General features: G+C 61.4%; 19 protein-coding genes and 1 pseudogene. 15 read left to right on the top strand and 5 right to left on the bottom strand.

Translation table 11 applies throughout. The annotated features are described in order from the left end of the window. Positions 1-59: 59 nt before the first annotated feature. Positions 60-440, bottom strand: a complete 381-nt coding sequence (locus Q7T64_RS06070; RefSeq protein WP_304792828.1) for a hypothetical protein — start codon at positions 438-440, stop codon at positions 60-62. Between the two features lie 143 nt (positions 441-583). Between Q7T64_RS06070 and Q7T64_RS06065 the strand changes: the two genes are divergently transcribed. The 5 genes from Q7T64_RS06065 to Q7T64_RS06045 are packed head-to-tail and all read left to right on the top strand — an operon-like array spanning position 584 to position 7,018. Further along, a complete protein-coding gene (locus Q7T64_RS06065) occupies positions 584-1,801 on the top strand; it encodes a TolC family protein (RefSeq protein ID WP_304792824.1) in 1,218 nt (405 codons plus the stop codon). Continuing rightward, positions 1,798-2,352: a hypothetical protein gene (locus Q7T64_RS06060; protein WP_304792821.1), complete on the top strand. Its 555-nt coding sequence runs from the start codon at positions 1,798-1,800 to the stop codon at positions 2,350-2,352. Before Q7T64_RS06065 ends, Q7T64_RS06060 begins: the two co-directional genes overlap by 4 nt. Next, positions 2,352-3,473 (top strand): efflux RND transporter periplasmic adaptor subunit, encoded by a 1,122-nt coding sequence (locus tag Q7T64_RS06055; protein ID WP_370653263.1) that lies wholly within the window; start codon positions 2,352-2,354, stop codon positions 3,471-3,473. Before Q7T64_RS06060 ends, Q7T64_RS06055 begins: the two co-directional genes overlap by 1 nt. 10 nt (positions 3,474-3,483) lie before the next feature. Then, positions 3,484-6,588: an efflux RND transporter permease subunit gene (locus Q7T64_RS06050; protein ID WP_304792818.1), complete on the top strand. Its 3,105-nt coding sequence runs from the start codon at positions 3,484-3,486 to the stop codon at positions 6,586-6,588. Positions 6,589-6,643: 55 nt separating this feature from the next. Next, on the top strand, positions 6,644-7,018 hold the full coding sequence (locus Q7T64_RS06045) for a hypothetical protein (RefSeq protein ID WP_304792813.1): 375 nt from the start codon (positions 6,644-6,646) through the stop codon (positions 7,016-7,018). Positions 7,019-7,113: 95 nt separating this feature from the next. On the opposite strand, the gene Q7T64_RS06040 is transcribed toward Q7T64_RS06045, so the two are convergent. After that, a complete protein-coding gene (locus Q7T64_RS06040; RefSeq protein WP_304792810.1) occupies positions 7,114-8,019 on the bottom strand; it encodes a DMT family transporter in 906 nt (301 codons plus the stop codon). Positions 8,020-8,556: 537 nt separating this feature from the next. On the opposite strand from Q7T64_RS06040, the gene Q7T64_RS06035 reads away from it, so the two are divergent. From Q7T64_RS06035 to Q7T64_RS05995, 9 genes and pseudogenes are all read left to right on the top strand, one after another. After that, positions 8,557-9,033, top strand: coding sequence for a (2Fe-2S)-binding protein (locus Q7T64_RS06035; RefSeq protein ID WP_304792807.1), 477 nt, complete (start codon positions 8,557-8,559; stop codon positions 9,031-9,033). Between the two features lies 1 nt (position 9,034). Next, positions 9,035-11,443 carry a xanthine dehydrogenase family protein molybdopterin-binding subunit gene (locus Q7T64_RS06030; protein ID WP_304792804.1) on the top strand — a complete coding sequence of 803 codons (2,409 nt, stop codon included), beginning with the start codon at positions 9,035-9,037 and terminating at the stop codon, positions 11,441-11,443. A gap of 10 nt (positions 11,444-11,453) precedes the next feature. After that, a complete protein-coding gene (locus Q7T64_RS06025; RefSeq protein WP_304792799.1) occupies positions 11,454-12,248 on the top strand; it encodes a xanthine dehydrogenase family protein subunit M in 795 nt (264 codons plus the stop codon). An 82-nt stretch (positions 12,249-12,330) separates the two neighbouring features. Continuing rightward, on the top strand, positions 12,331-13,260 hold the full coding sequence (locus Q7T64_RS06020; protein ID WP_304792796.1) for a MoxR family ATPase: 930 nt from the start codon (positions 12,331-12,333) through the stop codon (positions 13,258-13,260). Then, positions 13,260-14,504, top strand: coding sequence for a VWA domain-containing protein (locus Q7T64_RS06015; protein WP_304792793.1), 1,245 nt, complete (start codon positions 13,260-13,262; stop codon positions 14,502-14,504). The genes Q7T64_RS06020 and Q7T64_RS06015 overlap by 1 nt, the downstream gene beginning before the upstream one ends. 330 nt (positions 14,505-14,834) lie before the next feature. Continuing rightward, positions 14,835-15,909 (top strand): annotated as a pseudogene (locus Q7T64_RS06010) (sigma-54 interaction domain-containing protein); the annotation flags it as partial. A 405-nt stretch (positions 15,910-16,314) separates the two neighbouring features. Next, positions 16,315-17,199: an MBL fold metallo-hydrolase gene (locus Q7T64_RS06005; RefSeq protein ID WP_304792787.1), complete on the top strand. Its 885-nt coding sequence runs from the start codon at positions 16,315-16,317 to the stop codon at positions 17,197-17,199. 41 nt (positions 17,200-17,240) lie between these two features. Further along, a complete protein-coding gene (locus tag Q7T64_RS06000) occupies positions 17,241-18,911 on the top strand; it encodes a bifunctional protein tyrosine phosphatase family protein/NAD(P)/FAD-dependent oxidoreductase (protein ID WP_304792784.1) in 1,671 nt (556 codons plus the stop codon). After that, on the top strand, positions 18,908-20,665 hold the full coding sequence (locus Q7T64_RS05995) for a SulP family inorganic anion transporter (RefSeq protein ID WP_304792781.1): 1,758 nt from the start codon (positions 18,908-18,910) through the stop codon (positions 20,663-20,665). The genes Q7T64_RS06000 and Q7T64_RS05995 overlap by 4 nt, the downstream gene beginning before the upstream one ends. 69 nt (positions 20,666-20,734) lie before the next feature. Here the strand turns inward: Q7T64_RS05995 and Q7T64_RS05990 are convergent, their stop codons facing one another. Together Q7T64_RS05990 and Q7T64_RS05985 are read right to left on the bottom strand one after the other, a co-directional pair. Further along, entirely contained in the window at positions 20,735-21,088 is a 354-nt protein-coding gene (locus Q7T64_RS05990) for a carboxymuconolactone decarboxylase family protein (RefSeq protein ID WP_304792777.1), read from the bottom strand. 28 nt (positions 21,089-21,116) lie between these two features. Continuing rightward, positions 21,117-21,308 (bottom strand): DUF2892 domain-containing protein, encoded by a 192-nt coding sequence (locus Q7T64_RS05985; RefSeq protein WP_304792774.1) that lies wholly within the window; start codon positions 21,306-21,308, stop codon positions 21,117-21,119. Between Q7T64_RS05985 and Q7T64_RS05980 the strand changes: the two genes are divergently transcribed. Then, the gene (locus Q7T64_RS05980) at positions 21,295-21,504 is read left to right on the top strand and encodes a hypothetical protein (protein WP_304792771.1); all 210 of its coding nucleotides are present in this window, start codon (positions 21,295-21,297) and stop codon (positions 21,502-21,504) included. The genes Q7T64_RS05985 and Q7T64_RS05980 overlap by 14 nt on opposite strands. 72 nt (positions 21,505-21,576) lie before the next feature. Here Q7T64_RS05980 and Q7T64_RS05975 read toward each other — a convergent pair. Next, positions 21,577-22,126 (bottom strand): Hsp70 family protein (locus Q7T64_RS05975; RefSeq protein ID WP_304792769.1); only part of this gene is annotated, 550 nt, incomplete at its 5' end.

Below are 22,126 nucleotides of genomic sequence, written 5' to 3'. Positions count from 1 at the left end.
TTCAGCAAAATTCAGACATCCGTCACCGACATGAATATGGGGGACCCCACGCGCGCTGCTCAACAACTGGGCCTATAATAGGCTTTGTTATCACTGCAAAAAAGTTCTTCGTGCGTCGATTGATTTGCATCTTCCTGCTGTTTTTGCTGCCCTTGCACGCGTTCGCTGCGCAAGGCGGGGGGCCGGCTGCCGGAAGCAACTGGAATGTTGCGCACGAAATCGAGCACACCCAGGGAACCGACCATCATCACGGGGACGACGGATCCATTCACTACGATGATTCGGAAGAGTCGTCGCAGCACGCGTTCGAACACTCCTCCTGTCAGCAAACGGCAGCCTTGCCTTCCGTCGTTCCCCCTCCACTGAATATAGTTCAGTGCTCCGTTTTGGTGGCCCATGTCGGGTCCGACCTTCCGGATGGGTTTCTTGAACAGCCCCAACGACCTCCGTCCTCCCTCGGCTAGTTCGCCGAGGGTATTCGCGCATTTTTCAATTCGATTGATGTAGTCCGCTGACCGGCTTGGAGCCGTCGCAGCATGCGTTTGCCTTCGGCCAGTCTTTCTGGATACCGAATGGAGATTGCATGCGCGCTATTAACCTGTTTCACCGTATTTGTACGTTCGCCGCCTTGGCGCTGGTGTGGCCATTGGCGTTTTCCCAGTCCGGATCTCCCGTTCTGAAGACGGCAGTCGATGCCGCTTGGCAGCGCTCGCCACAAGGTCGGATGCTGGAAGCGCGGCGCAACGAAGTCCTCGCAGGGCAAGACGCCGCGCGAACCTGGATTGCTGGTTCACCCGTTCTTGGGCTGTCACAGCGTAGTGATCGTTGGACTGACCAGGCCGGCGGGCTGGAAAACGAGGTTTCCCTCTCCACGCCGATCTGGCTGCCCGGCCAAAAGACGGCCAGACAGGCATTGGCGCAAAGTGGTGCGGACGACCTGGAGGCCCAGATCGCCCAAGCGCGACTTGCGCTTGCCGGGGAAGTGCGCGAACGAATGTGGGCAGCTGCTGCGGCCGGCGAGGCCTTGGCTGTGGCCCAGGACCATCAAACGCATTTGGCGGCCATTGCCGACGAGGTGATGCAACGAGTCAAGGCGGGCGACCTGGCCCGAACCGATGGCATCCTCGCGCGGCAAGAGGTCCTTGCAGCGCAAGGTGCGATAGCGCTGGCGCAGGGGCGTAGAAATGAAGCGCATGCGCGCTACAGCACGCTCACCGGTCAGCCGGCTGTCGTGAAGCCAGCGCCGGAACTCATCGCAGGATCGATGCGCGAACCGCATCCGCGCAGGCTTGCAGCAAGCACCACGCTCACCCATGCGCAGAGAGCGCTCAACGTGGTGAACCGCAATCGCAGCGCCCCACCGACGCTTGGAATGTCCGTGCGGCGTGACCGCGACAACGCCACTCGCGCTTACGGCAGCAGCGTCGGCATCGCCGTGCAAATTCCTTTTGGCACGAATGCCCGCCATCGCCCGCTGGAAACGGCCGCACTCACGCAGATTGAGGCCGCTACCGCGCAAGCAGCGCAGGTCGAGGTAGAACTGCATGCCGCAATCCGCCTGGCACGACAGCAACTATCAGCGGCGCAACACGCGCTGGAAACGGCATCTTCACGTGCGGTGCTGACACGGGAGCACACGGCACTTGTCTTGAAGGCATTTCGCCTCGGCGAACGTGGCTTGGCAGACCTGTTGCGCTCGCAAGCCTTGTCCCACGAAGCCGAAAATGCCGAGAGCCAGCAGAAAGTGGCCGTGGGCCTGGCCCACGCTCGATTGAATCAAGCCCTAGGAATAATTCCATGAACCTCTTCAATATCGTCCTCTTCTATATCGTGGCGATGTCTGCCGCATTCGCTGCGCCGGGAGCGCATGGCCCCAACGGCGAACACCTTGACGCCCCCGCTGAGCAGGCAAGCAGCACTGCCCGTCCCCGCCTAGAGACTTTCACGGAATCGTTCGAGTTGGTCGGACATTTGACGGGTGATGAGCTAACGGTCGTGATTGACCGCTATGAGACCAATGAGCCGGTCGTCAACGGCAGATTGGAAGTCGAGTTCAACGGATTGAAGGCGCCTGCCAAGTTTCACGCCGACCATGGCGACTATGCCTTCGACGATAAGCAACTGCTCGCCGCGCTTGCCAAACCAGGCAATCACGCATTGATCTTCACGCTGACTGCAGGAAACGACAGCGATCTTTTGGAAGCGACGCTCGTGGTGAAGGCAGGAAATGCCCCGCACGGCGCCCCCCACTTTCCATGGGCTTGGGCCGCTGCAGCGGCGATTGCTGCATTGTTGGTCGGACTGGCAACAGTCCAACTGCGCCGCCGCAAAACCTCAACCGGGAAACAATGATGTCCACGAAGAATTCCTCCTTATTTATTGCCGCAATCGCTACGGCAATTTTCTCTCATGCTGCCATGGCGGCTCCGGGCGCGCACGGTCCGAACGGTGAACACCTGGCTGGCGTTGGAACGGGCAACGCGACCGGCTTGGTCCGGTTGCCAGACGGTAGCGTCAACGTGCCAAAACAGGCACAGCGGCGAATGGCTTTGCGTACCACGATGGCGCGACAAGTCCAGCACCCGGTGACCGTTGAGCTCAATGGGAAGGTCGGTATTGACCCTAACGCCGGCGGCAGGATCCAGGCCCCGTTCGCTGCCCGCGTAGAACCCGGCCCGCGCGGGTTGCCCGTGGCCGGACAGCGCGTTCAAAAAGGCCAGGTGCTGCTGCATTTGAAACCCGTGTCCAGCGCCATCGAGCGTGGCAACCAGCAGGCACAGTTGGCGGATATACGGGCCAATCACAAGTTGGCCGAGCAGCGAGTGAAACGCCTGGAGTCGCTGGAGGGCGCCGTCCCGCAAAAGGAAATCGATGCCGCGCGGGCGGAATTGGCCAGCTTGTCAGGACGTCAACGGGCCGTGTCGGACAGCATTGGCGGAACTGAAGTCGTCAGCGCGCCGGCATCGGGGGTGATTGCGTCGGCGCACGTGATGACCGGACAGATAGTCGAGGCGCGCGAGCTGCTGCTCGAAATCGTTGACCCGAATCGGTTGGTGGTGGAGGCGACAACGACCGATGTGGCGCTCGCCGGTCGTATCGGCGGTGCGCGACTTGCAGGAGAGTCCAGTGTCGAGCTGCAGTTTTTGGGCGCTGCGCGCAGTTTGCGGGATGGCGCACTGCCGCTCACATTCAGGGCGCAGGCAAAAGATAGCCCCCTTGCGATTGGCCAGCCGGTAACGGTGATTGCGCAGTTGACCGATAAGGTGAATGGCCTTGCCTTGCCCGCAGAAGCAGTGGTCCGCAACCCGTCCAATGAATTTATTGTGTGGATCAAGTCCGGCGCTGAACGGTTTATCGCCCTACCGGTTGAGTTCGCGAATCTGGACGCCAAAACGATCGTGGTGACCAAGGGCCTGGCTGCCGATAACCGTGTGGTGGTGTCTGGCGCCGCACTGATCAACCAGATCAGGTAGGGGCGAACACATGTTCAATTGGATTGTTCGTTTCAGCCTGCTTAATCGGCTTTTTATTTTGGCGGCTGCGTTGCTACTGGTGGCGGTTGGCACGCTGTCGGCGCTACGCACGCCGGTCGACGTTTTTCCAGATCTGAACAAGCCACTGGTGACGGTGCTGACCGAGGCCGGCGGTATGGCGCCGGAAGAGGTTGAGCAGTTGGTGTCGTTCCCTATCGAGACGTCGTTGAACGGCATGCCAGGCGTCACTCGCGTGCGCTCGGTATCCGGTGTCGGCTTATCGATTGTGTATGCGGAATTTGACTGGGGTATGGACATTTACCGCAACCGGCAATTGGTGTCGGAACGCCTTACGCTGGTCAAGGAACAACTGCCGGGCGACATTACTCCCGTGATGGGCCCGGTCTCCTCCATCATGGGCGAGGTCATGTTGATCGCATTGCCGATCGATTCCTCCAAAGCCGACCCGATGCAGGCGCGGGAATATGCCGATTTCGTGCTACGTCCCAGGCTGCTATCCATATCGGGTGTCTCCCAAGTGATTCCAATTGGCGGGGAAGTTCGGCAATTGAGAATCGAGCCAGACACGGCCCGCATGGCGCAATTCAATGTCACGCTCGATCAGATCGAGGCTGCGGCACGTGGCTTTGCCGCCAATACCAGCGGCGGATTCATTGACTTGAACGGTCGCGAATACCTGATCCGTAATCTCGGGCGCACCAATCGACTGGGCGATATAAAGGGTCTGGCGGTGGCCTATCGCAACGGCACACCGGTATTGCTGGAGCAGGTCGCATCAGTGCGCTATGCGGCGGCGTTCAAGCGAGGTGACGCGGGACTTAACGGCAATCCTGCCGTGATAGTGAGCGTGCAAAAGCAACCGTCTGCTGACACAGTAAAACTGACGAGGGAAATCGAAAAAGCGCTGGGCGAGTTAAAGCAAGGCCTTCCGGCTGGTCTGTCCGCGCCCGAAGTACTGTTTCGCCAGGCCGACTTCATTGAAGCATCGATCAGTAATGTCGTCGAAGCGCTGCGAGATGGCGCCATTCTCGTCGCCATCATTTTGTTCGCGTTCCTGTTGAATGTACGAACTACCGCCATCTCACTGATAGCCATCCCGCTGTCCCTTGCGGTCACTGCGGTCGCATTTCATCTGTTGGGACAGTCAATCAACGTCATGACCCTGGGCGGCCTGGCGATTGCGATCGGTGAACTGGTCGATGACGCCGTCGTCGATGTGGAAAATATCCTGCGGCGATTAAAGCAGCGTAGTACGGAAGTCAATCCTCCCTCGGTCCTTGAGGTGATCTGGCGAGCATCGGTAGAAGTGCGCTCGGGCATTGTTTATGCGACCGTCATTGTGGTGCTGGTGTTTGTGCCGCTTTTCGCCTTGCCAGGTATTGAAGGTCGGCTATTCGCGCCAATGGGCATCGCTTACATCGTTTCGATCCTGGCATCGATGCTGGTGTCGATGACGGTTACTCCGGTACTTGCGTATTGCCTGCTGCCGAAGATGAAGCAGCTCAAGCATGGTGACAGTCCAGTGGTCCGCTATCTGAAGGCGCGGGATGCAAGAGTCCTTGAATGGTCATTTCCCCGTGCAAAGCCGATTTTAATGGCTGCGGCGATAGCGGTCATGCTTGCCGCGGCTACCGTGCCATTTTTTCCGCGCGCATTTCTTCCGCCGTTCAACGAAGGGTCCTTGGTGATGGGCATGACTTTCACACCCGGCACCTCGCTGGCTGAATCCAACCGCATGGGGGCGCTGGCGGAAACGCTGATCGGTCAGGTCCCGGAGGTCACGAAAGTTGGCCGTCGAACCGGGCGTGCCGAGCTGGACGAACATGCGGAAGGCGTCCATTCCTCGGAAATTGACGTGGACCTGAAGCGTTCGGAACGAACGCGCGAGGAGGTAATGGCCGACATTCGGGCGCGGCTTGCCGTTATCCCGGCCGCGGTTGCAATCGGGCAGCCCATCTCGCACCGGCTCGATCATCTGCTCTCGGGAGTACGGGCGCAAATCGCCTTGAAAATCTATGGGGATGACATCGACACGCTGCGTGGACTGGCGGAAAACCTGCGCGGGCGACTGGCGAGCATTCCTGGCTTAGTGGACCTGTCAGTAGAGCGTCAGGTGCTCATCCCGCAAATCAAGGTGCGCGTCGATTACCGCAAGGCTTCCCAATATGGCGTGACACCGGCGCAGGTACTCAAAGCATTGGAAACGCTGTCTGCGGGGGAACGGGTCACCCAGGTGGTAGATGGGTCACGACGGTTTGACCTGGTGGTTCGCTTGCCGGATGAAAACCGTTCGCCGCAGGATCTGGGTCGCGTCATGCTCGATAGCCCGGCCGGCCGCATACCATTGTCCTCAATTGCCACGGTAGAGGAGGGGGACGGGCCTAACCAGATCGGACGGGAGAGCGGCAGACGTCGAATTGTCGTGTACGCCAATACCGATGGCTCGGACATGTCCAAGGTGATTGCCGATGTGCGCAAGGCGATATCCGTCACACCGCTGCCCGGCAGCTACTTCGTCAGCATAGAAGGTCAGTTCCAGGCGCAGGAACAGGCGACGAAACTGATCGTCAGTTTGTCGATGGTCTCGCTGACGATGATCTTTCTGGTGCTGTATTCACGCTACAGGTCAGGTGTACTGGCCCTGGTAATCATGGGGAATATTCCTTTTGCCCTGATCGGCAGTGTCATTGCGATGTGGATCGCTGGCGTTTCCCTGTCAGTGGCTTCCTTGGTCGGCTTTATCACCCTTGCGGGCATTGCAACCCGCAATGGAATCTTGAAGGTCAGTCACTACATCAATCTCTGCAAATTTGAAGGCGAAACATTCGGAATACCCATGATTGTGCGGGGCTCACTGGAACGCCTGACACCGGTATTGATGACCGCACTCGTTGCGGCATTTGCGCTGGTCCCGCTGCTCCTGGCAGCGGACGCACCCGGGAAAGAAATCCTGCACCCGGTTGCGGTCGTCATTTTTGGCGGATTGGTCAGCTCGACGATATTGGATTCGCTGCTGACGCCTTTACTGTTCTGGATGGTCGGCCGCCAGCCGCTGGAAGCATTGGTCGCCAATCACGAGCGCGAAGCGTATTAGGAAGGGGCATTTGCAGCGGCGCCCATTCAAGCCGCTGCGCAGTTTGGAGAAAGTAATGAAAAAACTAATGGCCCTCGTGGCGGTGGCATTGACAGTATCGTTACCGGCCAGCGCGTTCGCACACGGCGACAAACCGAAACATGGTGGCGTCGTGCAATCTGCAAGCGACCTGAGCTTTGAACTGGTCAATCGGGACGGAAAGGCGATGATCTATGTTGAGGACCACGGAAACTCGATGCCGACTGCCGGTGCATCCGGCAAATTGACTGTGCTGACAGGTGGAGAGAAAAGCGAGCTGGCTCTTGAACCGTCCGCCCCCAATGCGATGTCGACCAAGGAGAATGCAAAGCTCGTAAAAGGAAGCAAGGCCATTGCTTCGATAAGCTTCGCGGACAAGAAGGTCGTCAACGTTCGATTTTCCATCAATTAAGCCTGCGGGGCGATACCGCCGCTGATGTGGTACCAGTAACATCTCAGCTGGGGCGGGCAGGCCGATCGGTCAGTATCGGCCCTGCCCGCCGTTCACTACCGGCGCGACGACAGCACGATGCCGACCATGACCAGCACGAACGCCAGTATGTGGAACCACTGAGGCGCTTCGCCAAGGAAGATCAACGAGAACAACGCCGTAAACACCGGCGTCAGGTTGGAGAAAAATCCGCCTATCGCCGGCCCGACCCGTTGCACGCCGGCGCCCCAGCAACGGAACGCCACGATCGCCGGCCCGGTGGACACAAAGGCAATCGCCGCAATCAGCGGCCAGCCCCAGACAATGCGCGGCGCCGTGAAAATCCATTCGCCCGCCGCAAACAGCCCGGTCCAGGCGACGCCAAAACTGACCTGCGCCACCAGGAACGCGGCCCAGTGATCGCGGATTTCGGGTGGGTCTTTTGGCTGCATCAACAGCCAGCTGTAAAACGCCCAGGCAATGGTGCTGATGATGACGAAGATATCGCCCGGCACCAGACGCAATGCCAGCAATTGGTCGATATCGCCGCGACACAGCACCAGCAGCACGCCGGCAATCGACACCACCGAACCGGCAATTTGCAGGCGAGTGACCCGGCTCTTGAAGAACAGTACCCCCACCAGCAGTATCCAGACCGGCATGCCGGCGCCCACCAGCGCGACATTGATCGGCGTGGAGGTTTGCAGCGCCAGGTACTGCAACCCGTTGTACATGCCCACGCCCAGCAAGCCGATCAGTGCATATCGGCGCCAGTGTTGCCACAGCACGCTGCTGCGGCGCAGCACATGGCCGCCAAACGGCAACAAGATCATCAGCGCGATGGTCCAGCGGAAAAAATTCAGGGTCATCGGCGGCACCAGGTCGTGCACCAGGCGACCAGTCACCGTATTGCCGGCCCACAGCAGCGGCGCCAGCGTGAGCAGGGCGATGGAGGAGGTCGTCAGCGTACGGTTTGATTGCATGGAATGCCGTGAGTTGATGGACAAGGGCAGGGGTGGCGGTGCGCGTGCCCGTGCGGGGCGTCGGCAACGAGCTTGCACCCGCAGAGGATAACCGGATCAGGCTTGGCTTGCTGTGAAGCAAGACGGCAGAGTAGGGATTACGCGGCGCAGCCGCCTTCGCGAGGTGGCCGCAGTTTGCGACGACCTCGGCTTACTTTTGTCGGCGGGAAGCGTTGAATCAAGGTGGCGCGACTGCGCGGGAACCCCCATGCGCAAACGCATCGCTTGCTGCTATGATTGATTTTCCGCAAACAAGGGATTGTCGCCGGCAGTACCCTGTGGCCTGGCAGCAAGAGGCCGTGGTAACTGTTGTGCTCCCTTTTCTGCTGAACGCGCTGAAGAAAATAAAAACGGTAACGAGGCGACCTGCCTGGTGATCGGATAACGAGGGGACGACAGCTTCGGCTCCGGCATTTGCTTGCCGGGGCTGCTTGCGAACCAGCGTTCATCTTCCTGCCATTGCATCGCCCTGACCAAATCCCACAAGGAGTCGAGGCAATGGCTATTCATGTATCCCTGAGCGTCAACGGCAATCCGGTCAGCGCGGACATCGATCCGCGCACGCTACTGGTCCAGTTGCTGCGCGAAAACCTGCATCTCACCGGAACCCACGTCGGTTGCGATACCAGCCAGTGTGGCGCCTGTACCGTCATGGTCAATGGCCGCGCGGTGAAATCCTGTTCGGCGCTGGCAGCCCAGTTCCAGGGGGCCGAGGTGACCACCATCGAGGGCGTGGCGGCAGCCAACGGCGACATGCATCCGATGCAGGCCGCATTCAAGGAGTGCCATGGTTTGCAATGCGGCTTTTGCACGCCCGGCATGATCATGTGCGCCATCGACATTGCGCAGCGCAATTTGGATGTCACGGAAGCGCTGGTGCGTGAGCAGATCCGCGGCAACATGTGTCGTTGCACCGGCTACCACAACATCGTCAAGGCGATCCAGCTTGGTGCCGCCAATATGGGAGGTGCCTGAGATGAATGCTCCAGCTGAACTCCACAGCGGCATCGGCGCGTCGGTCCGGCGCAAGGAAGATTACCGTTTCGTGACCGGCAGCGGCCGCTACACCGATGACATCGAGCTGCAAGGGCAGACCCACGCCTATTTCCTGCGCTCGCCCCATGCCCATGCTCATATCGTCGCCATCGACAAGAGCGCGGCGCTGGCCGCGCCCGGCGTGCTGGCCATCTTCACCGGCGAGGACCTGGCCACTGACAAGATCGGCGGCGTGCCATGCGGCTGGCTGATCACGGACGTTGCCGGCCAGCCGATGAAAGAGCCGGCCCATCCGGCGCTGGCGCAGGGCAAGGTGCGCTATGTCGGCGACCAGGTGGCCGTCATCATTGCCGCGACCTACATGCAGGCCAAAGAGGCGGCCGAACTGGTCGATGTGCGCTACGACGTGCTGCCGGCCATCGTCGATGCCAGCGACGCCATCAAGCCAGGCGCAGCCGTGGTGCATGACATTGCCCCCGACAATCGCTGCTACAAATGGTCCCTGGGCGACAAGGCCGCAGTCGATGCGGCGTTTGCCAGCGCTGCACACATTACCCGGCTGCCCCTGACCAACAACCGGCTGGTGCCAAACGCCATGGAACCGCGCGCCGCCATCGGCCATTACAGCCGCGCCGACGACAGTTACACCTTGTATGTCGCCAACCAGAATCCGCACGTCGAACGCTTGCTGCTGACCGCCTTCGTGATGGGCCTGCCGGAACACAAGATGCGCGTCATCGCACCGGATGTCGGTGGCGGCTTCGGCTCGAAAATTTTCCTGTACGCCGAGGATGTGGTGGTTACCTGGGCCTCGAAAAAAGTGAACCGTCCGGTGAAATGGACCGCCGAGCGTTCCGAGTCATTCCTGACCGATGCCCATGGCCGCGACCATGCCAGCCTGGCCGAAATGGCGGTTGACGCCGACGGCAAGTTCCTGGCAATGCGGGTGCATACGGTGGCCAACCTGGGCGCCTACCTGTCGACCTTTGCCACCTCGGTGCCGACCATTTTGTATGCGACCTTGCTGGCCGGGCAGTACACCACGCCGCAGATCTATTGCGAAGTGGACGGCGTGTTCACCAATACCGCGCCGGTAGATGCCTACCGCGGCGCCGGACGGCCGGAAGCCGCCTATGTGGTGGAACGGCTGGTGTCGGCCGTGGCGCGCGAGATGAAGATCGACGATGTTGCCTTGCGCCGCCGCAATTTCATCACCAGCTTTCCTTACCAGACCCCGGTTGCGCTGCAGTACGACACCGGCGACTTCAACGCTTGCCTCGACGGCGCCATCGCGTTGGCGGATGTGGCCGGTTTTGCGGCGCGCCGTGATGAAGCCAAAAAGCGCGGCAAGCTGCGTGGCCTAGGTTACTCGACCTATATCGAGGCGTGTGGCCTGGCGCCGTCGAACATTGCCGGCGCGCTCGGCGCCCGGGCCGGCCTGTATGAGGTCGGCGAGGTGCGCGTCAACCCGACTGGCAGCATCACCGTATTTACCGGCTCCCATAGCCACGGCCAGGGGCATGAAACGACGTTCGCGCAGATCGTCAGCGACCGGCTCGGTGTGCCCTTCGACCAGATCGATATTGTCCATGGCGACACCGGGCGGGTGCCGTTCGGCATGGGCACCTATGGGTCGCGTTCACTGTCCGTGGGCGGCACCGCCATCATGAAGGCGATCGACAAGATCGTCGACAAGGGCAAGAAAATTGCCGCCCACTTGCTGGAAGCATCGGCCGGCGACATCGAATTCAAGGACGGCAAGTTCAGCATTGCGGGCACGGACCGCAATGTGCCGTTCGGCCAGGTGGCGTTTTCCGCCTACGTGCCGCATAACTATCCGCTCACCGAGCTGGAGCCGGGGCTGGATGAAACCGCGTTCTACGACCCGACCAATTTCACCTATCCCGCCGGCGCCCACATTTGCGAGGTCGAGGTCGATCCGGAAACCGGCGTGGTGGAGATCGTGGCGATGACTGCCGTCGACGATTTCGGCAATATCGTCAATCCGATGATTGTGGAGGGCCAGGTGCATGGCGGCCTGGCGCAAGGCATCGGCCAGGCGCTGATGGAAAACTGCGTCTACGACAAACAGAGCGGACAGCTGCTGTCGGGCAGCTACCTCGACTACAGCATGCCGCGCGCAGAAGACCTGCCCAACTTCAAGGTCGGGAACCGGGTCACGCCGTGCACCCATAATCCGCTCGGCGTGAAGGGCTGCGGCGAGGCTGGCGCGATCGGTTCGCCGCCGGCGGTAATCAATGCCGTGATCGACGCACTGGCGCCGCTGGGGGTAACCGACATCGCGATGCCGGCCACACCGCACCGGGTCTGGATGGCGATCACATCGGCCCGTACAGCGGCCCCATCCCCTGCCACCACGGCCGCATAAGGAGACCAACATGCATCCATTCGAACTGCACCAGCCGACCAGCATCAACGCTGCGGTGGCCTTGCTCGGCCAGGCACAGGGGACTGCGCTGGCCGGCGGCCAGAGCTTGGTCGCCGCAATGAAGCTGCGGCTGGCTGCGCCCGGCGCGCTGGTCGATCTCGGCCAGATTAAAGACTTGTCCGGCATCCGGCGCGAAGGCAACACGATCGTGATCGGCGCGGGCACCTGCCACGCCGACGTGGCGGCATCGGCCGAGGTGCGACAGGCCATACCGGCGCTGGCTTACCTGGCCGGCGAAATCGGCGATGCCCAGGTGCGCAACATGGGCACCATCGGCGGATCGCTGGCCAACAACGATCCCTCTGCGTGCTATCCGGCGGCCATACTGGCGCTCAATGCCACGATACAGACCGATCGTCGCCGCATCGCGGCCGACGACTTCATCACCGGCCCGTTCGAGACCGCGCTGGCGAGTGACGAACTGATCACGGCAGTCCACTTTCCGATACCTGAAAGGGCCGCCTATATCAAGTTCGTCAACGCGGCATCGCGCTTTGCGCTGGTGGGCGTGTTCGTCGGCAAGAGCGCGGGCGGAGTGCGGGTGGCCGTTACCGGATCGGCCAGCCAGGCATTTCGCGCCACGCCGATTGAAAATGCACTGGACCGTGATTTCAGCGAAGCCGCGGCAAAGGCGGTGACGATGCCGGCGGCGGACCTGAATTCCGACTTGCACGCCAGTGCGGCATACCGGGCCCACCTGATACCGGTGCTGGCCGGGCGCGCCGTGAGCAAAGCGCTGGGTTGATGGAAAGTTGGTCCGGCCTGCGATGACAGGCCGGACCAATCCTTGCAGCCTTGCACCGTCGCGTTCACCAAACAAAGCCCTGATGCCATCCCAAGCACTCCCCGGAACTGTTGACCAAGTCCTGGCCTTACTCGCCAGCCAGGACTATGTGGCCGATCGCAAGCTGGCGACCACCATCTTGCTGGCGCTGAAAATGGGCCGGCCGCTATTCCTCGAAGGCGAAGCCGGCACCGGCAAGACCGAAGTCGCCAAGGTCTTGTCAGCCGCGCTCGGACGGCGGCTGCTGCGGCTCCAGTGTTATGAAGGGCTGGACACCGCCAGCGCGGTTTACGAATGGAACTACCCGCGCCAGATGATCGAAATCCGGCTGGCCGAAGCGGCGGGAACAGTCGGCCCGGACACGCGCGACAAGCTGGCGGCAGATATTTTCACTGAGCGTTTCCTGATCCGGCGGCCCTTGCTGCAAGCACTGCAAAGCGACGACAGCGGCCCGGCAGTGTTGCTGATCGACGAACTCGACCGCAGCGACGAACCGTTCGAAGCCTACCTGCTCGAAGTACTGGCCGAATACCAGGTCACCATTCCCGAACTGGGCACGATCAAGGCTGCGCAGCCGCCGCTGGTCATCATCACCTCCAACCGCACGCGCGAGATTCATGACGCCGTCAAGCGCCGCTGCTTTTATCACTGGGTCGATTATCCGGACCAGGCGCGCGAACTGGAGATCGTCCGGCGCAAGGTGCCGCAGGCGGCGGACATCCTGAGCCGCGAAGTGGTGGCCTTCATTGCCCGGCTGCGGCAGATGCCCTTGTACAAGCTGCCGGGCGTGGCCGAAACCATCGACTGGGCGGCCTGCCTGACCGCACTCGACAAGATCCGGCTCGATCCGGAAACGGTGGAAGACACCCTGGGTGTGGTGCTGAAATACCAGGACGACCTGGCCAGTGTCAGCAGCCAACAGATCAGTGGCATGGTGGAGTCGATCCGTCACGACGAAGAAGCGGGGCGCTGATGCCTGCCGCAGGCGACCAGGGGCCCGGGCCGGCACCGGCAGCGACCGCGCCCGGTACGCTGGCCGAGAATGTGGTGCGCTTTGTGCGCGTACTGCGCCACGCCGGCTTGCCGCTGGGGCCGGACAAGGTCATTGACGCCTTGCGCGCCGTGGAAGTGGTTGGCCTAGATCGGCGCGATGACTTTCGCGCCACGCTCAATACGGTGCTGGTCAACCGGCATGAGCACCAGTTCATCTTCGAGCAGGCGTTCCAGCTTTTCTGGCGCGATCCGGCGCGGGGCGCGCAGCAGTTGCAGGCGCTGCTGGCGCAACTCGGCGGCGGACTGCGCAAGCCGGATTCCACCCAGGTGCCGGTGTCGCCACGGCTGGCCCATGCGCTCTGGCCTGGCGCGCTGCGCCCACCGCAAGACAGCCCCGACTTGCCGCCGGAAATGGAGCTTGATGCATCGCTGACCTTGTCCGCGCAGGAGCTGCTGCAAACGCGCGATTTCGCTGCCATGACGCCGGCAGAGCTCGCGCAAGCCAAAAAACTGCTGGCCGGCATGCGCCTGCAATTCCCCGGCATCGTCACGCGACGTTACCGCGCGCGTTCGCATGGCGGGCGCATCGACCTGCGCAATACCCTGCGACAAATGATGAAGTCGGGCGCTGGCCTGCTTGATCTGCGCTATCGGGCCATCCGCAAGCGGCCGCCCGCAATCGTCATCCTGTGCGATATCTCCGGCTCGATGGAAAGCTACACACGCATGCTGCTGCACTTCATCCATGCGGTGAGCAATGACCGCAGCCGGGTCCAGAGTTTCCTGTTCGGCACCCGCTTGTCCAACATCACGCGCGCCTTGCGCGGGCGCGACGTGGACGTGGCGCTCGACAAGGTGGCGGGCGCGGTGCAGGATTGGGCAGGCGGTACCCGCATCGCCGCCTGCCTGCACGACTTCAACCAGCGCTGGGGCCGCCGCTTGCTGGGGCAGGGCGCGGTGGTGCTGCTGATTACCGACGGGCTAGACAGCGACAACGCCGTGCAACTCGGACTGGAAATGGCCCGGCTCAGGCGCTCCTGCAACAGTCTGGTCTGGCTCAATCCTTTATTGCGCTACCCGGGCTTTGAAGCCAGGCCGGCCGGGATCCGCGCCATGTTGCCGCACGTCGACCGGTTCGTGCCGGTTCACAATTTGCAAAGCCTGATGCAACTGGGTGCGGTGATGGATCAGTCGGGAAGCAGGAGTGATTTGCGCAGCCGCTAGCCCAGCCAAGCCGAATGATGACGCGAGGAAAAATGCACTCGCGGCTTATTTGAAATCGTCCTCGTAGGCGACGCACGACGGATCAGACTTTTTTTGGTGTCTGCTATTCTTACTGCCATAACCACTGCCATTGCTGGCAGCATGGCAGTAGTCGAAGCATGCCAGCCCTGTCCTGCGCCATCTTACCCATCGAGTTGCCCGTCCATGCCACCCTCGCAAACCGACTCTGACACAGCAAGCCCCGACGCAGGCGCACCGCGCCTGGCCGTGGCGACCACGCCCGCCCAGGTGCAAGCCCTGATTTCCTACCTGGAACAAGAGCCGCATCCGATGATCGTACTCGATACCGGCTACAACATCCTGGCCGCCAACCTGGCGTACCGCCGCCAGTTTGCGACGGACGACAAGCCTTATATCGGTCAAAAGTGCTATCGGATCTCGCACCATTACGATGTGCCCTGTGACCAGGCTGGCGAGCATTGTCCGATGAAGCGGGCGATCGAGACCCGTGGGCGGGACCGGGTGCTGCATATCCACCATACGCCGCGCGGGCCAGAGCATGTGGATGTCGAATTGCGGCCGATCCTCGATGGGCAGCAGGAAATCGTGGCCTACGTGGAGCGGCTGGCGGTCGTTCGCAGCGCATCGGCGCGACCCAGTACGGAGGGACTGGTCGGCAGTTCTGCCGCTTTCAATACTGCAATTGCGGCGCTGGAGCGGGTGTCGCCGTCGATGCTGCCGGTGCTGCTGCTGGGCGAATCCGGTACCGGCAAGGAATTGTTTGCGCGGGCGGTGCATGAGGCCAGCGAGCGCGCTGGCAAGCCTTTTGTTGTCGTTGATTGTTCCGGGCTGACGGAAACATTGTTCGAAAGCGAGCTGTTCGGTTATGAAAAGGGCGCTTTTACCGGCGCCATCAACCGCAAGCAGGGATTGGTGGAAACCGCCCGCGGCGGCACGCTGTTCCTGGACGAAATCGGCGATGTGCCGCTGGCCATGCAAGTCAAGCTGCTGCGCCTGATCGAATCCGGCACCTTTCGGCGGGTTGGCGGCACCGATACGCTGCATGCCGATTTCCGTCTGGTGGCGGCCACCCACAAGCCGCTGCGCGAGATGGTGGCGGATGGTCGTTTCCGGCAGGACCTGTACTACCGCATCAGCGCGTTTCCGATCCACTTGCCGGCACTGCGTGAGCGATTGTCGGATATTCCCTTGCTGGTCAATACGATGTTGCAGCGCCAAAGTGGCGGCCCGGGCCGGCTGGGCGTCGATCCGGGGGCAATGGCGCTGTTGCGCAGCTATTCGTGGCCGGGGAATATTCGCGAACTGCGCAATGCGCTGGAGCGGGCCCGGCTTTTTGCCGACCAGGGTGTCATCCTGGCGGAGCATCTGCCGCCGGAAATCGTGCATCCGGAGCAGGGGAGAGCATCTTCCTTGCACCAAGCCAACGATGGCGATGAAGAGCAGCGTCGGATGATTGCCGGTTTCACCGGTACCCGGCGCGAACTGGCCACTGCACTGGGCATCAGTGAGCGGTCCTTGTACCGGCGGCTGAAAACCCTGGGCCTGGATTGACGTGATGGATTGCTGATTCGGACTGCACGGAAGTGTCCGCGCAACGACTGCCATTAGCACTGCCAACTACTGCCATTGGCAGTGCCAGCGTGCTGGCAGCACCTCATGTAAAATCTAGCTTAATAATATAAATGTGTTTATATTCAATAGCTTGACGATACAGATTGTATGCGGGCAAGCATCTTGCAATAGCTAGGTCAATGCGCTGATTTTCAGCGCTGCAATGGAGACCAGTCACATGAATCCGCAAAGCAAGATGCAAGTTGAAGGCTTCTTCGACGCCGCCACCTCGACCGTCAGCTATATCGTGCTGGACACGGAAACCCGGCAGGCAGCGGTAATCGACAGCGTGCTCGATTACGATCCGAAATCCGGACGCACCCGTACCGCTTCGGCCGATCTCTTGATCGCCCGCGTGCAGGAACTCGGCGCTAGCCTGGCGTGGATCCTGGAAACCCATGTGCATGCGGACCATCTGTCGGCCGCGCCGTACATCAAGGAGAAACTCGGCGGAAAAGTCGGTATCGGCGAAAACATCAAGGTCGTGCAGCAGGTTTTTGGCGATCTGTTCAATACGGACAGCCGGTTTGCCCGAGATGGCAGCCAGTTCGACCGGCTGTTTGCCGACAATGAAGAGGTCAAGATCGGCTCCCTGACCTGCCGCGCCATGCATACGCCGGGCCATACGCCGGCCTGCATGACGTACGTGATCAGCGACGCCACGCAAACAGTCGCCTTTGTCGGCGACACGCTGTTCATGCCCGACTACGGTACGGCGCGCTGCGATTTCCCCGGCGGCGATGCCCGCACGCTGTTCAAGTCGATCAACAAGGTGCTGAGCCTGCCCGGTCATACCCGTCTGTACATGTGCCATGACTACCAGCCCGGCGGGCGCGACGTGCAGTTCGTGACCACGGTCGACGAAGAGCGTGAACGCAACATCCACGTCCGCAACGGCATTACCGAGGAAGAATTCGTCGCCATGCGGACCCGGCGCGACGCCACGCTGGAAATGCCGGTGCTGATCCTGCCGTCAGTGCAGGTCAATATGCGCGCCGGCCATTTGCCGGAACCGGAATCGAACGGCCAGCGTTACTTGAAAATACCGCTGAACGCGCTTTAACCGATACACTCTCGGCACCATAAATATCAGAGGAGACAGGGATGGACATTCGCAAACTCAATGACGAGCTGTCTGTTGCGCCGCAAATCAGCGCAGCAGACCTGGACGGCCTGAAGGCTGCCGGCTTTCGGGCGGTCATCTGCAACCGGCCGGACGGCGAGGGAGCGGACCAGCCTTTGTACAGCGAGATCGAGCGCGCCGCGCACGCCGCCGGCCTGGAGGTGCATTACATGCCGGCCGAACCCGGCAAGGTCTCCGATGAGCAGGGCGTGCAGTTCGGCGAATTGATGGCGTCGATGCCCAAACCGGTGCTGGCGTACTGCCGTACCGGCATGCGTTCCACCACGATGTGGGCGCTGTCGCAGTCGGGCAAGCTGAACCTGCCCCAAATCCTGGAAACCGCCAACCGGGCCGGCTATGACCTGAAGGCGTTGGTGCGCCGGATCGTCAATCAAGGCCGGACGCCTTCGGATGTCGCCGAAGCGCAGCATACGGTGGTGATCGTCGGCGGCGGTGCTGCCGGTATCGCGGTGGCTGCCAGCCTGCTGGCGCGCTCACCCAAGCTCGACATTGCAATCGTGGATCCGGCCGACGTGCATTACTACCAGCCGGGTTGGACCATGGTTGGCGCCGGCGTCTTCAAGCAGCAGGAAACTGCCCGCGCCATGGCCTCGCTGATTCCGCGCGGCGTGCATTGGATCAAGGCCGCCGTAGCGGCGTTCGAACCGGAGCGCAATTCCCTGGTCCTGGATGGCTGCCGGGTGGTGAAGTACGAGCAGTTGATCGTATGCCCCGGCCTGAAGCTGAACTGGGCCGGTGTACCCGGGCTGGCCGAGACGCTCGGCCAGAATGGCGTGACGTCCAATTACCTGTATCACCTGGCGCCCTATACTTGGGAGCTGGTCCAGAAACTGAAGGGGGGCAGGGCGCTGTTTACCCAGCCGCCGATGCCGATCAAGTGTGCCGGCGCACCGCAGAAAGCCATGTATCTGTCCGCCGATCACTGGCGGCGCAGCGGTGTGCTGGACAAGATTGACATCGAGTTCTACAACGCCGGCGCCGTGCTGTTCGGGGTGCCGGAGTACGTGCCGGCCCTGAACGAGTATGTAAAAAGCTATGGCATCGACCTCAAATTCAGCCACAACCTGACTGCGATCGACGGTCCGGCACGCATTGCCACCTTTACCCGCACCAATGCCGATGGCAGCAAGGAATCGGTCCAGCAGTCGTTCGACATGATCCATGTGGTGCCGCCCCAGGTGGCGCCCGATTTCATCCGTGTCAGCCCGCTGGCCGACGCTGCCGGCTGGGTCGATGTCGATCCGGCGACCCTGCGCCACAAGACTTTTGCCAATGTGCATGGCCTGGGTGACGCCACCAACACCCCCAACGCCAAGACCGCAGCCGCCGCCCGCAAGCAGGCGCCGGTGGTGGCGCACAACGTGCTGGCCGCATTGGGTGGCGCCGCCACCCTGGCGCGCTACGACGGCTATGGCTCATGCCCGCTGACCGTGGAACGCGGCAAAATCGTGCTGGCCGAGTTTTTGTATGGCGGCAAGCTCGCGCCGAGTTTCCCGACATGGCTGATCGACGGCACCCGTCCGTCACGCCTGGCCTGGCTGCTGAAGGAACGGATCTTGCCGCCGCTGTATTGGCAAGGGATGCTGAAAGGGCGGGAATGGCTGGCCCAGCCGGAAATGACGGATAAATGAACGGCAGGCAATCTTCGCAATCCGCATTCAGGCGCTGGTTGCCGTCATTGCCGATACTGGAATGGGGCGCCCGCTATGACCGGGGCGCGCTGACGGGTGACTTGCTGGCGGCGGTGATCGTCACCATCATGCTGATCCCGCAAAGCCTGGCCTACGCCATGCTGGCCGGGTTACCGCCGGAAGTCGGCATCTACGCCAGCATTGCGCCGTTGGTCGCCTACGCCGTGTTCGGCAGCAGCCGTGTGCTGGCGGTCGGACCGGTGGCGGTGGTGTCGCTGATGACGGCGTCGGCAATCGGGCAATTCGCCCAGGTCGGATCACCGCAATACTGGGAGGCGGCAATCCTGCTGGCCTTCCTGTCTGGCGTGATGCTGCTGGCGCTGGGTTTGTTGCGGCTGGGATTTTTCGCGAACTTCCTGAGCCATCCGGTGATTGCCAGCTTCATTACCGCGTCCGGGCTGATCATTGCCGCCAGCCAGCTCAAGTACATCATGGGCATCAAGGCGCAGGGGCACAGCCTGTTCGAGCTGCTGGGTGCGCTGGTCAGGGGTGTGACGCAAAGCAACCTGTTCACCTTGACCATTGGGCTATTGTCCCTGTTGTTCCTGTTCTGGGTGCGCAAGGGGCTCAAGCCCTTGCTGGTCCGGCTCGGGCTGGGATTGCGGCTGGCCGACGTACTGGCAAAGGCCGGGCCGATCGTTGCGATCGCGGCCAGTTCGATTGCTGTCTGGCTGGGCAAGCTCGATGCCCAGGGCGTGGCAATCGTCGGTGTGGTGCCGCAAGGATTGCCGCCATTTACCCTGCCAGGCTGGAATCCGGCGCTTTGGCAGCAACTGCTGCTGCCCGCCTTGTTGATCAGCATCGTCGGCTTTGTCGAGTCGGTATCGGTCGGACAAACGCTGGCCGCCAAGCGGCGGCAGCGGATTGAACCCGACCAGGAACTGGTTGCCCTGGGCGCCAGCAATATTGCGTCGTCGCTCACTGGCGGCTTCCCTGTCACCGGCGGATTCGCGCGCTCGGTGGTCAACTTCGATGCCGGCGCGCAGACTGCCGCTGCCGGCGTATTTACGGCGATCGGGCTGTTGCTGGCATCCTTGTTCCTGACGCCGGCGCTGTACTACTTGCCGCAGGCGACCCTGGCGGCCACCATCATCGTTGCGGTCTTGTCGCTGGTCGATTTCGGCGTATTGCGCTTTACCTGGTCGTATTCCCGGCCGGATTTCGTCGCTGCGGCGGGTACCCTGGCCGGCACGCTGGCGCTGGGGGTGGAGGCCGGGCTCATCATCGGTGTGGGGATTTCTCTGGCACTGTACCTGTACCGAACCAGCAAGCCGCATATCGCCGAAGTCGGGCTGGTACGCGGCACCGAGCACTTCCGCAATGTATTGCGGCACACGGTTGTCGTGGGCGAATCGGTGCTCAGCTTGCGCATTGATGGCAACATGTTTTTTGCCAATGCCCGGTACCTGGAAGATTGGGTCAACAACGCCGTTGCTTCCCGTCCCGGGCTGCAGCACGTCGTACTGCAATGCTCGGCGGTCAACGAGATCGATGCCAGCGCACTGGAAAGCCTGGAAGCAATCCAGCAGCGCTTGCAGGCGGCAGGCATCGCGCTGCACTTGTCGGAAGTGAAGGGACCCGTGATGGACCGGCTGGGCAAAACCGAGTTCTTGCACCACCTGAGCGGCAAGGTTTTCCTGAGCCACTACCAGGCGATATCGGCATTGTCGCCGGAGCTGTTCCAGCCGGGCTGATCGGGAAGTGAGCAAAGCGGCGGGCCTGAACGGGCGAGCACCGCCCGCCCGGCCAGGGCCGTTAGCCAGTCAAGCCTGTGAAAATTCGTCGAATGCCGCCAGCGCATTGGCCGAATACATCAAGGACGGTCCTCCACCCATGTAGACGGCCATGGCCAGCATCTCCTGCAACTCGGCCTTGCTTGCGCCAAGCTTGACCAGCGTCTTGACATGGAAGCCAATGCAGCCATCACAGCGTGCCGCCACGCCGAGCGCGAGTGCGATCAACTCCTTGGTCTTGGGGTCGAGCGCACCAGCCTTGGAGGCGGCGCGCCCAAGATCAGTGAAAGCCTGCATCACTTCAGGCAGGTCGGCGCGCATACTTTCCAGGGATTTGGAGATCGATCGGGTAAGGGACCGATAGCCGGGGCTCTCCTGGTTCATGCAGATCTCCATTGATCTTGACTTGTCTTCATTTTTTCATTGGGCAGGTATTCATGCCAACCAGGCTGTACAAGGGGCAATAACCAGACAGGCCTGTCAGCAGCGGCACCAGGCCAACCAGGCCCCACAGGCCGATTGCGCCCATTGCGGTTGCGATCAACAAGCCAGCGCCTGCGGCAACGCGCAAGCCGCGATCCAGACTGCCCATGTTCAATTTCATGATGTTTCCTTTAGAAGGTACAGCACAGTACTTCGGGGATGAGCGTGGTGGCCGTGTCGGCAACAACGCTTTCCGGGGGGAGTCAAGAACGGGCGCCGGTGATTGCGCCAGTGCAGCCATTCAAGCACTTAGTGCGGGCAGTAGCAAGATACAACCTGCTGTCATCTATGGCGCCTTGATGCTGGGCGGGGCTTGAGGCAGACAGACGAAAGACATAAATTACATTAGATAAATACGCTAACCAATTGATTTAACTATTGTAATAAATTCACTTGAAGATGCGTGACGCATCCAGCGCCAGTCCGGCGCCGACGCTGCCGAACAAGTCACCTTCCACCTTGCGCGCATCCGGCACCACCGCCGCAATCCGGGCGCGCAGCAGGGGAACACCGCTGGCGCCGCCGGTAAAGAACACGGTTTGCACCTGTTCCGGGCGCACCCCCGAAGCCCGCAACAGCTCGCGCACGGTATTTTCCACGCTGGCGGTCAGGCCGCCGATGGCGTCATTAAACTGGTCTCGTTGCAGGACCAGCATTTGGGCAGGCCTGAGTTTTGGCAAATCCAGCGTGGTTTGCTGCGCGTCCGAAAGGGCGATTTTCCCAGCTTCCATGCGCAACGCCAGCCAGTGACCGGCCCGATCCCGGATCAGGTTCAGCAGCATGTCGAACTTGTCGCGCTCGACCACATCGCGATAAAGATCCTTCAACTCGCGCTCCACCCGCGGGGTGTAAGCCAGGTTGATGGTGTGCCAGGTCGCCAGGTTGAAGTAATAACTGGACGGCACCTCGCTATTGTTCTTCAGGCGCGAACCCAATCCG

The organism is Lacisediminimonas sp. (assembly GCF_030645335.1).
Classification (GTDB): Bacteria; Pseudomonadota; Gammaproteobacteria; order Burkholderiales; family Burkholderiaceae_D; genus Lacisediminimonas.
Note: the sequence above shows the minus strand (reverse complement) of the source record. Positions and strands in the feature narration are given on the sequence as shown.

Coding starts and splice junctions, on each gene's coding strand:
- Q7T64_RS06065 (WP_304792824.1), top strand. CDS start 584: ATGCGCGCTATTAACCTGTTTCACCGTATTTGTACGTTCGCCGCCTTG.
- Q7T64_RS06060 (WP_304792821.1), top strand. CDS start 1,798: ATGAACCTCTTCAATATCGTCCTCTTCTATATCGTGGCGATGTCTGCC.
- Q7T64_RS06055 (WP_370653263.1), top strand. CDS start 2,352: ATGTCCACGAAGAATTCCTCCTTATTTATTGCCGCAATCGCTACGGCA.
- Q7T64_RS06050 (WP_304792818.1), top strand. CDS start 3,484: ATGTTCAATTGGATTGTTCGTTTCAGCCTGCTTAATCGGCTTTTTATT.
- Q7T64_RS06045 (WP_304792813.1), top strand. CDS start 6,644: ATGAAAAAACTAATGGCCCTCGTGGCGGTGGCATTGACAGTATCGTTA.
- Q7T64_RS06040 (WP_304792810.1), bottom strand. CDS start 8,019: ATGCAATCAAACCGTACGCTGACGACCTCCTCCATCGCCCTGCTCACG.
- Q7T64_RS06035 (WP_304792807.1), top strand. CDS start 8,557: ATGGCTATTCATGTATCCCTGAGCGTCAACGGCAATCCGGTCAGCGCG.
- Q7T64_RS06030 (WP_304792804.1), top strand. CDS start 9,035: ATGAATGCTCCAGCTGAACTCCACAGCGGCATCGGCGCGTCGGTCCGG.
- Q7T64_RS06025 (WP_304792799.1), top strand. CDS start 11,454: ATGCATCCATTCGAACTGCACCAGCCGACCAGCATCAACGCTGCGGTG.
- Q7T64_RS06020 (WP_304792796.1), top strand. CDS start 12,331: ATGCCATCCCAAGCACTCCCCGGAACTGTTGACCAAGTCCTGGCCTTA.
- Q7T64_RS06015 (WP_304792793.1), top strand. CDS start 13,260: ATGCCTGCCGCAGGCGACCAGGGGCCCGGGCCGGCACCGGCAGCGACC.
- Q7T64_RS06005 (WP_304792787.1), top strand. CDS start 16,315: ATGAATCCGCAAAGCAAGATGCAAGTTGAAGGCTTCTTCGACGCCGCC.
- Q7T64_RS06000 (WP_304792784.1), top strand. CDS start 17,241: ATGGACATTCGCAAACTCAATGACGAGCTGTCTGTTGCGCCGCAAATC.
- Q7T64_RS05995 (WP_304792781.1), top strand. CDS start 18,908: ATGAACGGCAGGCAATCTTCGCAATCCGCATTCAGGCGCTGGTTGCCG.
- Q7T64_RS05990 (WP_304792777.1), bottom strand. CDS start 21,088: ATGAACCAGGAGAGCCCCGGCTATCGGTCCCTTACCCGATCGATCTCC.
- Q7T64_RS05980 (WP_304792771.1), top strand. CDS start 21,295: ATGTTCAATTTCATGATGTTTCCTTTAGAAGGTACAGCACAGTACTTC.
- Q7T64_RS05985 (WP_304792774.1), bottom strand. CDS start 21,308: ATGAAATTGAACATGGGCAGTCTGGATCGCGGCTTGCGCGTTGCCGCA.